Source organism: Thauera linaloolentis 47Lol = DSM 12138, assembly GCF_000310205.1.
Taxonomy (GTDB): Bacteria; Pseudomonadota; Gammaproteobacteria; order Burkholderiales; family Rhodocyclaceae; genus Thauera; species Thauera linaloolentis.
In genome coordinates this window covers 1-10,397 of record NZ_AMXE01000103.1, presented here as the reverse complement: position 1 = coordinate 10,397, position 10,397 = coordinate 1, and the positions used below count along the sequence as shown (strand labels likewise).

10 protein-coding genes are annotated in these 10,397 nt (G+C 66.8%); 6 read left to right on the top strand and 4 right to left on the bottom strand.

From position 1 onward, the window contains the following. Window positions 1-101: 101 nt before the first annotated feature. The 3 genes from C666_RS17200 to C666_RS17190 all read right to left on the bottom strand — a co-directional run bounded on the left by C666_RS17200 (window position 102) and on the right by C666_RS17190 (window position 2,227). Window positions 102-689 carry a YqiA/YcfP family alpha/beta fold hydrolase gene (locus C666_RS17200; protein WP_004344934.1) on the bottom strand — a complete coding sequence of 196 codons (588 nt, stop codon included), beginning with the start codon at window positions 687-689 and terminating at the stop codon, window positions 102-104. 13 nt (window positions 690-702) lie between these two features. Next, window positions 703-1,527 carry an undecaprenyl-diphosphate phosphatase gene (locus C666_RS17195; protein ID WP_004344932.1) on the bottom strand — a complete coding sequence of 275 codons (825 nt, stop codon included), beginning with the start codon at window positions 1,525-1,527 and terminating at the stop codon, window positions 703-705. A gap of 193 nt (window positions 1,528-1,720) precedes the next feature. Next, window positions 1,721-2,227, bottom strand: a complete 507-nt coding sequence (locus C666_RS17190; protein ID WP_004344931.1) for a DUF2478 domain-containing protein — start codon at window positions 2,225-2,227, stop codon at window positions 1,721-1,723. A 207-nt stretch (window positions 2,228-2,434) separates the two neighbouring features. On the opposite strand from C666_RS17190, the gene hrpA reads away from it, so the two are divergent. Continuing rightward, on the top strand, window positions 2,435-6,646 hold the full coding sequence (hrpA, locus tag C666_RS17185) for an ATP-dependent RNA helicase HrpA (protein ID WP_028791943.1): 4,212 nt from the start codon (window positions 2,435-2,437) through the stop codon (window positions 6,644-6,646). A 17-nt stretch (window positions 6,647-6,663) separates the two neighbouring features. On the opposite strand, the gene C666_RS17180 is transcribed toward hrpA, so the two are convergent. Next, complete coding sequence (locus C666_RS17180) at window positions 6,664-7,017, bottom strand: hypothetical protein (protein WP_004344928.1); 354 nt, start codon at window positions 7,015-7,017, stop codon at window positions 6,664-6,666. Window positions 7,018-7,260: 243 nt separating this feature from the next. Here C666_RS17180 and rpsF point away from each other — a divergent pair, with 243 nt between their 5' ends. The 5 genes from rpsF to dnaB all read left to right on the top strand — a co-directional run bounded on the left by rpsF (window position 7,261) and on the right by dnaB (window position 10,286). Beyond that, window positions 7,261-7,647, top strand: coding sequence for a 30S ribosomal protein S6 (gene rpsF, locus C666_RS17175; protein WP_004344926.1), 387 nt, complete (start codon window positions 7,261-7,263; stop codon window positions 7,645-7,647). A 1-nt stretch (window position 7,648) separates the two neighbouring features. Then, window positions 7,649-7,963, top strand: coding sequence for a primosomal replication protein N (gene priB / locus C666_RS17170; RefSeq protein ID WP_028791944.1), 315 nt, complete (start codon window positions 7,649-7,651; stop codon window positions 7,961-7,963). A gap of 1 nt (window position 7,964) precedes the next feature. Further along, the gene (gene rpsR, locus C666_RS17165) at window positions 7,965-8,240 is read left to right on the top strand and encodes a 30S ribosomal protein S18 (RefSeq protein WP_002933051.1); all 276 of its coding nucleotides are present in this window, start codon (window positions 7,965-7,967) and stop codon (window positions 8,238-8,240) included. Between the two features lie 15 nt (window positions 8,241-8,255). Beyond that, complete coding sequence (gene rplI, locus C666_RS17160; RefSeq protein ID WP_004344922.1) at window positions 8,256-8,705, top strand: 50S ribosomal protein L9; 450 nt, start codon at window positions 8,256-8,258, stop codon at window positions 8,703-8,705. 183 nt (window positions 8,706-8,888) lie between these two features. Then, window positions 8,889-10,286: a replicative DNA helicase gene (gene dnaB, locus C666_RS17155; protein ID WP_211206776.1), complete on the top strand. Its 1,398-nt coding sequence runs from the start codon at window positions 8,889-8,891 to the stop codon at window positions 10,284-10,286. Window positions 10,287-10,397: the final 111 nt, after the last annotated feature.

Genomic DNA, 10,397 nt, shown 5'->3' with positions numbered 1-10,397 from the left:
GATGCGGTTGAAGCCGGCGCGTTCCATTGCCTTGAAGCGGCGGGCATCGAAGCCGGCCGTGTCGGCGGCTGGCGTGGGGCCGGGCGCGCGTGCGGACACGTTCAGCCCCGCGCGGCGCCGAGTCTGGCGAAATCGGTCACGGCGTCGAGATAGTCGTTCCAGCGCGAAAAGCCGTGGTCGCCGCCTTCAAGCACCGTCTGGCGCGCGCCGGCATATTTGCGTACCGCGTGGCGGTAGTCGAGTACCTCGTCGCCGGTTTCGGCGAGCAGCCAGTAGCGCTCGGGCCGGGTGATGGCGGGGACGTCGAGGGCGCGCAGCACGTCGATGTGCTGCTGGGTGAATTCGAAGCGCTCGCCGGTGTAGAGATTTTCCTGGGGGCCGATGTAGGCCTCCAGCGACAGGGGCGCGACCACCGCCGGGTTGACCAGCACGGCACGCAGGTCGTGGCGCTCGGCGAGCCAGGTGGCATAGTAGCCGCCGAGCGAGCTGCCGACGACCGTCGGCTGCAGGCCGGCGCCGAGCGCCCGGTCGATGGCGGCTTCGGCCAGTGCGATCGCGTCGCGCGGCGACACCGGCAACTGCTCGCACCAGAAGAACCCGCCGAGCCCGCGTTCGGCCATGCGCGACTTCAGTGCCTGGGCCTTGACCGAGGCGGGCGCCGAGCGAAAGCCGTGCAGGTAGATGATCATCGCGCCGCTTCCGTCAGGTTTCGGACCATTCCACCCAGCCGAAGTACCAGGTCGCCAGCACGAACAGGCCGAAGGCGATGCGGTACCAGGCGAAGGCGATGAAGGTGTGGTTGGAGATGAACTTGATGAAGCTCTTCACCGCCCACATCGCCGCGACGAAGGAGGCGACGAAGCCGACCGCGAACACCGGCACGTCGTCCAGCCGCAGCAGCGCCCAGTTCTTGTACAGGTCGTAGGCCGTGGCGGCGAACATGGTCGGGATGGCGAGGAAGAAGGAGAATTCCGCCGCCGTCTTGCGCGACAGGCCGAAGACCAGGCCGCCCATGATGGTGGCGCCCGAACGCGAGGTGCCGGGGATCATCGCCAGCGCCTGGGCGAAGCCGACCTTGAGCGCGTCGCTCCAGCGCATTTCGTCCACGTCGTTGATGCGCGGGTGGTAGGCGCGCTTTTCGACGTACAGGATGATGAGGCCGCCGATCACCAGCGCCGTGGCCACCGTGAGCGGGTTGAACAGCAGGCCCTTGATGGTGGAGTGGAACATCAGCCCCAGTACCGCGGCGGGCAGGAAGGCGATGAACAGCATCCCGACGAAGCGCTGCGCGGCCGGTTGCGTGGGCAGGCCGACGGCGACCTTGATCAGGCGTTCGCGGTAGTCCCAGCACACCGCGAGGATGGCGGCCAGCTGGATGACGATCTTGAACACCTTGCTGGTGTCGTCGTTATAGCCGAGCAGGTCGCCGACGATGATGAGGTGGCCGGTGGACGACACCGGCAGGAATTCGGTGAGGCCCTCGATGATGCCGAGAACGAGTGCGATGAGGAGTAGTTCGATATCCATTGGGGATGGGGTCGGGCGGGCCTTGGGGAAGGCGGATTATAGCGCGTGGATATTGCGCCGCAGCGAAAGTTCGGAGCGCGCCTGCTTCGGGCCTGCGGCGGTCATGCATGGCCGAGAGACGAGCGGCCGGGGTGCCGCTCCGTGGCTGCGGACGGCCTGCGAATCCATCGGGAGGGCACCGCTACGGGGGCGTTCAGCGGCTGTCCCACCAGGCGAGGATGGCGTCCAGGCGCGCTTCGAGCAGCACGCCGGTGCCGCCGGTGTAGGTGTGCCAGTCGTCGGCGAAGCGGATGCCGACCGCGGTCAGTAACGGAATGCCGGCGGCCACGGCCTGCCCGATTTCGTCGCGCAGGCCGGCACCGCCCACTTCCTGGGCGCCGAACTTGTTGATCAGGACCAGATCGGGGGGGGCCGCCAATGAATCGCGCACGGCCGCCGCGGCCTCGGCAAGGGCTGCGGTGTCGAGGCTGCAGGCGTCCGAGCCGCTGCCCAGATCCTGGGTCAGCGCAAAACGGCTGCCGCTGGCGAGATCTTCGAGCTCCATCGTGTGCGGCGTGTCGTCGGTGCCGGCGATGTCGTGCTGGATCACGCCGCCGAGCCGTACGCCGCGACTGGCCAGCATGCATGCAGCCTGTGCCAGCAGGGCCTCGATCTTGTCTTCGGGCGTGTAGAGTATGGCGGCGAGTGGCTCTGCGGGCATGGCGGGCGACGCGAAAGGAAAGCGGAATTGTCTCATCCGCCCGGAGGGTCGGCCAGCCCCGAACGCAGGCCGCCCCGATCGATCGGGGCGGGAGGACGATGGCCCGCACCCGGCATATCGGAGCGCCGATGCTGCCGTGGCGGCCGGCTGCTGGGATAATGCGGCCCCTCTTCCGCAGCGCGGCGACCGCCGCTTCCAATACCGGACATGAGCGAACAACACCGACCGTCCGCGCACGACGCGGACATGCCTGCCTTCGATGATTGCCTTGGCGCCGACCGTCCCCGTCTGCGCCGGCTTGGGCGCGACCTGAGGCGCGTTCATCCGCGGCGGCCCGCCGCGGATGAACGCGCAGTGGCCCAGCGCGCCCGCCTGCAGGCCGATTTCGATGCCTTGCTGGCGCGCTCGCGCGCTGCCTTCGCCCTGCGCCGTGCCGCGCTGCCGGTGCCGGACTTCCCGCCCGAGTTGCCGGTGTCGGCGCGCCGCGGCGAGATCGCGGCGATGATGGCCGCCCACCAGGTCATCATCGTGTGTGGCGAAACGGGGTCCGGCAAGACCACGCAACTGCCCAAGATCGCGATGACCCTGGGGCGCGGCGTGGCCGGCCTGATCGGCCACACCCAGCCGCGCCGGCTGGCGGCGCGCGCTACCGCGAGCCGCATCGCGCAGGAGTTGAACAGCCCGCTCGGGCAGGCCGTCGGCTACAAGATCCGCTTCACCGACAAGACCGGCGAGCGCAGCCACGTCAAGCTGATGACCGACGGCATCCTGCTCGCCGAGACGCAGACCGATCCACTGCTGGCCGCCTACGACACGCTGATCATCGACGAGGCGCACGAGCGCAGCCTGAACATCGATTTCCTGCTCGGCTATCTGAAGACCCTGTTGCCGCGCCGGCCGGATCTGAAGCTGGTCGTGACCTCGGCGACGCTGGATGCGGAGCGTTTCGCGAAGCATTTTGCCGATGCCGCGGGGAAGCCGGCGCCGGTGATCGAGGTGTCGGGCCGGCTGTATCCGATCGAGATGCGCTACCGGCCGGTGGAAGGCGGCGAGGCGGACGGGGCCGATGCAGCGCGGGCGGCGCGTCCGGCGGCGGCGAAGGGCGGAACGCGCCGCGAAGGCGGCCCCAGGGCGCGCGACCGCGATCTGATGGATGCGCTGGTCGATGCGGTCGACGAGGCGCAGCGCTGCGGCCCCGGCGACGTGCTGGTCTTCCTGCCCGGTGAGCGCGAGATCCGCGAGGCTGCCGAAGCGCTGAGGAAGGCGCACCACCTGCCCGGAACCGAGGTGCTGCCGCTGTTCGCGCGCCAATCGGCACAGGAGCAGGCGCGCGTGTTCTCGCCGTCCAGCGGTCGCCGCGTGGTGCTGTCGACCAACGTCGCTGAAACCTCGCTGACGGTGCCGGGCATCCGCTACGTCGTCGATACCGGCCTGGCGCGCATCAAACGCTACTCGCCGCGCAACAAGGTCGAGCAGTTGCAGGTCGAGAAGATCGCGCAGTCGGCGGCGCAGCAGCGTGCCGGCCGCTGCGGCCGGGTGATGGACGGCATCTGCTTCCGCCTGTACGACGAGGATGACTTCAAGCGCCGTCCGGCGCATACCGATCCCGAGATCCTGCGCTCGTCGCTGGCCGGTGTGATCCTGCGCATGAAATCGCTCAGGCTGGGCGCGGTGGAGGATTTTCCCTTCATCGATGCGCCCGGCTCGCGCCTGATCGGCGACGGCTATGCGCTGCTCGCCGAACTCGGCGCGGTCACCGACGACGATGAGCGCAGGCTGACGCCGGCCGGCGTGGAGCTGGCGAAGCTGCCGCTCGACCCGCGCATCGGCCGCATGATCCTCGCCGCGCGCGACCGCGGCGCGCTCACCGAAGTGCTGGTGATCGCCGCCGCGCTGTCGGTGCAGGATCCGCGCGAACGCCCGCAGGACGGCCCCGCGGCTGCGGACCAGGCGCATGCCCGCTTCCGCGGCGGCGAGCAGGACCAGAAATCCGAATTCCTGTGGTACTGGCATCTGTGGAAGGCCTGGGACGAAGTGCTGCGCCACGAGTCGTCCAGCAAGCAGAAAGCCTGGTGCAAGAAGCATTTCCTCAACGCCATGCGCATGCGCGAGTGGCGCGACGTGTTCGCCCAGTTGCATACGCTGTGCGCCGAGCACGGCTGGAAGGAAAACACCCAGCCGGCCAATTACGAATCCATCCACAAGGCCCTGCTCGCCGGCCTGCTCGGCAACGTCGGCTGCCGGATCGAGGAGGCCGCCGGACAGCAGGCCGGCGCCTATCTCGGCGCCCGCGGCATCAAGTTCTGGCCGCATCCGGGCTCCGCGCTGGCGAAGAAGGCCGGTAAGTGGATCATGGCCGCGGAGCAGGTCGAAACCTCGCGCCTGTTCGGCCGCTGCATCGCGCGCATCGAGCCGGAATGGGTGGAGGAGGTGGGCGCCCATCTGCTCAGGCGCCAGGTGTTCGAGCCGCACTGGTCGAAGTCGTCCGGCGCGGTGCGCGCCTGGGCGCGCGGCACCCTGTACGGTCTGGTGATCTATCCGCGCCGTGGCGTGGCGTATCGTGACATCGACCCGGCGCTGTGCCGCGAACTGTTCATCCGCGAGGGGCTGGTGCAGGGCGAGGTTGCCGACGGCCCCGCGCGCGCGATGCCCTTCCTGGCGCATAACCAGCGCCTGGTGGCGGACATCGAGCGGCTGGAGCACAAGTCGCGCCGCCCCGACGTGCTGGTGGACGAAGCCCTGATCGAAGCCTTCTACGACAGCAAGCTGCCCGCGGACGTGTGCGACCTCGCCGGTTTCGAGGCGTGGCGGAAACTGGCGGAAAGGGCCGAACCCGGGCTGTTGCATCTGTCGCGTGAGCAACTGATGCGGCACGAGGCCGAGGGCGTCACCACCGAGCGCTTTCCGCCGGTGCTGGAAGTGCTCGGGCAGAAGCTCAAGCTGGCTTACCTGCATCAGCCGGGCGGGGCCGACGATGGTGTCACGCTGACGGTGCCGCTGGCGATGCTGAACCAGATCCCTGTCAATCGCTGCGAGTGGCTGGTGCCCGGACTGCTCGAAGAGAAAGTCGCGGCGCTGATGAAGACCGTGCCGCAGAAGCACCGGCATCGCCTGCAGCCGGTGGCTGACAGCGCGGCGGACTTCATGGCGGCGTTCGCGGCCGGCGAGTTCGATGTCGGCGAACCCTTGCTGAAGATGCTGCAGCGCTTCGTCGAGGAGCGCGTGCAGTTGAAGCTGCCGTTGGAGAGCTTCCGCCCGGAGAATCTGAAACCGCATTGCTTCATGAGCTTCCGCGTCATCGATGAGCATGGCCGGGTGATGGGGCAGTCGCGCAATCTGATGGAACTGCGGGCGCGTTTCCGCGAGCAGGTCGCGGCGCGTTTCTCGGCGGCGAAGATCGGCGGCGCCCTGGCGGGGGCCTTGTCGGCGGCCGGCGTGGCCGAGGGCGCCCAAAATAGCAAGGCCGCGGGGGTGCGGACCGGCGGCGGGGCGCGGGATGGTCTGGCGCCGGGCAAGGGGGCGGGGCAAGGCAGCGCCGCGCCGGCGGTGGACGCCGCGGCGCCGGCGCTTGCCGGCTTCACCGCGTGGTCTTTCGGTGATTTGCCCGAGCTGCTGGAGGTGCGCGTGGCGGGCCGGGAGGTTATCGGCTTTCCGGCCCTGCATGACGATGGCGACAGTGTCTCGCTGCGTCCTTACGATACCCCGGAGGAGGCGGCGCGCATCCATCGGCGCGGCCTCGCGCGCCTGTTCGCGCTCACTCTCAAGGACCAGGTGCGCGCGATCGAGCGCCTGCCCGGTCTGCGCGAGCTTGCCTTGCAGTACATGGGTTTCGGCACCGAGGCTGAATTGAAGGCGCGCCTGGTGGAGGCGACACTGGCGCGCTGCTGCTTGGCCGAGCCCTTGCCGGCGGATGGCGATGCGTTCACGCGAAGATGTGTCGAGGCCAAGGCGCGTGTCAGCCTGGTCGCGCAGGAGTTCATGCGCCTTGCCGGACAGTTGCTGGCCGAACATGCGGGGCTGCAGAAACGCCTAGCCGGGCTCAAGACCTTTCCAGACGCGGTGGCCGACATCCAGGCGCAGATGTCGGCCTTGCTGCCCAAGGATTTCCTGGTCGCCTTCCCCTGGGAGCGGATCGCGCATTTTCCCCGCTACCTGAAAGGGGCGGCGGTCAGGCTGGACAAACTCCGCAACAATCCGGCGCGCGATGCGCAGGCGATGGCTGACTGGAAGGGGCTTGCCCAAGCCTGGGAGCGCGAGCGCCTGGCCCGGCGGCGCACGGGCGTCGACGACCCCGCGCTGGAAGAATTCCGTTGGCTGCTGGAAGAGCTGCGCGTCGGCCTGTATGCGCAGGAACTGCGCACGCCGATGCCGGTTTCGGTCAAGCGGCTGCAGAAGATCTGGGACAGCCGGCCGCGCTGAAGGCGGCCGGCATCCGCTCAGCGCAGCGGAATGACGATCGGCGGAACCTCGATGCCGATCACCACCGCCGGCGATCGTCCGTAGCCGTAGGGGCGATAGGCGCGGTCGTAGTGCGGCGGCGCGTAGTGGTGATAGTGATGTACCTCGCGCTCGCGGAATGGGCGCGGGCGCTCGCGGATGATGACTCTTTCGCGGTACACGGTGCGCTCGTCCCAGCCCCGGTGCTGCGGGTGGTGATGCTTCTTGTGCTGCCAGCCGCGATCATACCCTCCTGCCACCATGGGCGGGCCTGCCATGGCCGGAGCCGCGGCGGCGAGGATGCCGCTGCAGATCAAGGCGGTGATGATTCTGCGCGTGAAGGGGGTGTCCATGGTCTGCCTCGTTCGTGCCGTTCTGTCAGGGCGCAAGCCCGTATTGCGGATGCTAGCCGAGGCGCTGGAAAGGGATTGCGGCAGAGTGTAAGCAGTCTTTCTGCGCGGCGATGAAGCTTGCGGGCACGGCCAGAGTTGATCGGGGCTTTGATTTTTCAGACGTTCTTGATAGACTGCCGGGCTTCCCTTGCTCCACCGGACCGCATGCCGGGGGGCTGCAACGACCAACCGCAAGGAGTTTGCATGCGACATTATGAAATCGTCTTCATCGTCCACCCGGATCAGTCCGAACAGGTGCCGGCGATGGTCGAGCGCTACAAGACGCTCGTGACCGGCCGCAATGGCCAGATCCACCGCCTGGAAGACTGGGGCCGCCGTCAGATGGCCTACCCGATCCAGAAGGTGCACAAGGCCCACTACGTGCTGATGAACATCGAGTGCGACGGTGAAACGCTGGCCGAGCTCGAGCACGCCTTCAAGTTCAACGACGCCGTGCTGCGCCACCTCACCATCAAGATGAAGAAGGCCGTCACCACGCCTTCGCCGATGATGAAGGAAGAAAAGTCGCGCTCGCTGAACACTTCGTCCGACGAAGCCAAGCCGGCCGACAGCGAAGCGGCCGCTGCCTGAGTTGCCTGACCCGGGGCTGAACGAGTTGCGCCTCGATGCGCGTGTGGCCGAGTTGCTGCCCTTGCGTCGAACGCCTGCAGGAATACCCGTCGCAAATTGCGTGCTGGCACATGAATCGAAACAAGTCGAAGCGGGGCTTGCCCGCGATGTTTCGGTCGAGATGCAGGCGGTGGCAGTCGGCGATCTCGCCGGCGTGCTGGCGATGGCGAAGCCCGGGGCGGCGGTGCGGATCAGCGGATTCCTCGCGGCGCGAAGCCTGCGTAGTCGAAGCCCGGTGCTGCACCTGAATACAATCGAATTTCTCGAAGGAAACTGAAATGGCTTTCAAGCCCAAGTCCAAGTTCAAGAAGAAAGATGATCGCGGTGGTCGTGGCCTGTTCAAGCGCCGCAAGTTCTGCCGCTTCACTGCTGAAAAGATCGAAGAAGTCGACTACAAGGATGTGGATATCCTGAAGGACTTCATCACCGAAAACGCCAAGATCATGCCGGCACGCATCACCGGCACCAAGGCAGGTTACCAGCGTCAGCTGTCGGTCGCCGTCAAGCGCGCCCGCTTCCTGGCTCTGATGCCTTACACCGATCTGCACCAGTAAGAGGAGAACGGACTCATGCAAATCATTCTTCTCGAAAAGGTCGTGAACCTCGGTGGCCTCGGTGATGTGGTCAAGGTCAAGGACGGCTACGCCCGCAACTTCCTGATCCCGCAAGGCAAGGCCAAGCGCGCCACGCAAGCCAACCTGGCCGAATTCGAGGCCCGCCGTGCCGAGCTCGAGCGCGCCCAGGCCGACAAACTGGCCGCCGCCCAGGCGCTGGCCGGCAAGCTGGAAGGTGCCTCGGTCCAGGTTTCCCGCAAGGCCGGCATGGATGGCCGCCTGTTCGGCTCGGTCGGCAACGCCGACGTGTCCGAGGCGCTGGTTGCCCAGGGCTTCGACATCGACCGCGCTGCCATCCGCATGCCGGAAGGCCCGCTGAAGCAGGTTGGCGAGGTCCAGCTCGAGATCGGCCTGCACGCCGATGTGGTTGCCACCATCACCGTTGCGGTGGTCGGCGAGCAGTAATTCTGCGCGTTTCCCGCGAGTCGATGAAAAGGGCTGCCGTGTGCAGCCCTTTTTGCTTCTGTCCGCACGGGTTCGGGTGGGCGCGTCTTCGCGCTTGCGTGCCGTTGCAGGTTCGGCTGTATGCTCGGGCGTGGCGCCGCGCATCCCTGGAATGCGGCGAGCTGGTTTCAAAGGGTGTTTGTGATGAGTTCTCCGTCTTCCGGTTTTCCCGATTACATGTCCGATCCGCAGATCGCGCAGATCAAGCTTCCGCCGCATTCGCTCGAGGCCGAGCAATCGCTCATCGGCGGCATCCTGCTCGACAACCAGGCTTGGGAGCGTGTCGCCGATCTTGCCGGCGAAGCGGACTTCTATCGGGATGACCATCGCCGCATCTACCGCCACATCACCAAGCTCATCGATCAGGGACGGCCGGCCGACGTCGTTACGGTGTACGAGTCCCTGGAGAAGAACGGCGAGGCCGACCAGGCGGGGGGGCTCGCCTACCTCGCCGAGATTGCCAACAACACGCCGTCGGCGGCGAACATCCGGCGCTATGCCGAGATCGTTCGCGAGCGCGCGATCCTGCGCAAGCTGGTTGCGGTGGGGGACGAGATCGCGGCGAGTGCCTTGAGTCCGTCGGGCAAGGATGCGAAGGCCTTGCTCGACGAGGCCGAGGCAAAGGTGTTCGAGATCGCCGAGGCGGGTGCCCGCAATGCCAGCGGTTTCGTGTCTATCCAGCCGATCCTCAAGCAGGTGGTCGATCGCGTGCAGGAACTCTACGACCGCGACAATCCCTCCGAGGTCACGGGGGTGCCGACGGGGCTGGTGGATCTGGACGAGAAGACGTCCGGCCTGCAGCCGTCGGACATGATCATCGTCGCGGGGCGCCCGGCAATGGGCAAGACGACCTTCGCACTGAACCTCGCCGAGCACATCGCCATCGAACAGCGCCTGCCGGTGGCGATCTTTTCGATGGAAATGCCGGGCACGCAACTGGCGACGCGTTTCATCTCGTCGGTCGGGCGCATCGACATGCAGAAGATACGCAGCGGGCGCCTGACCGATGACGACTGGCAACGGCTGACGATGGCGATGGGCAAGCTCTACGACGCGCCGCTCTATATAGATGAGACGCCGGGGCTCAATCCCATCGATCTGCGGGCGCGTGTCCGCCGGCTTGCGCGCCAGTGCGGCCGCCTTGGGCTGGTCGTGATCGATTACCTGCAACTGATGAGCGGTACGCGCGAAGGGGATAACCGGGCCTCCGAGCTGTCGGAGATCTCGCGCTCGGTGAAATCCCTGGCCAAGGAACTGCACGTGCCCATCATCGCGCTCTCCCAGCTCAACCGGAGCCTGGAGCAGCGGCCGAACAAGCGCCCGGTGATGTCCGATCTCCGCGAGTCCGGCGCCATCGAGCAGGATGCCGACATCATCATGTTCATCTATCGGGACGAGGTCTACAACCCCGACTCGCCGGACAAAGGTACGGCCGAGCTGATCATCGGCAAGCATCGTAATGGCCCGACCGGCACGGTTCGTCTCACCTTCATTGGGGAGAACACGCGTTTCGAGAATTACGCCGGCGGGCAGGGGTTCTGAGCGCGCGTCCGGCTGGTATTGTGCAGTTCGTTTTCTTCTTGCGTATTTTATTTTGTTGTCTATAATGCGCGTCTCTTTCGCGGTGTCTGCCGGACGGGTTGAGTGGTTTGT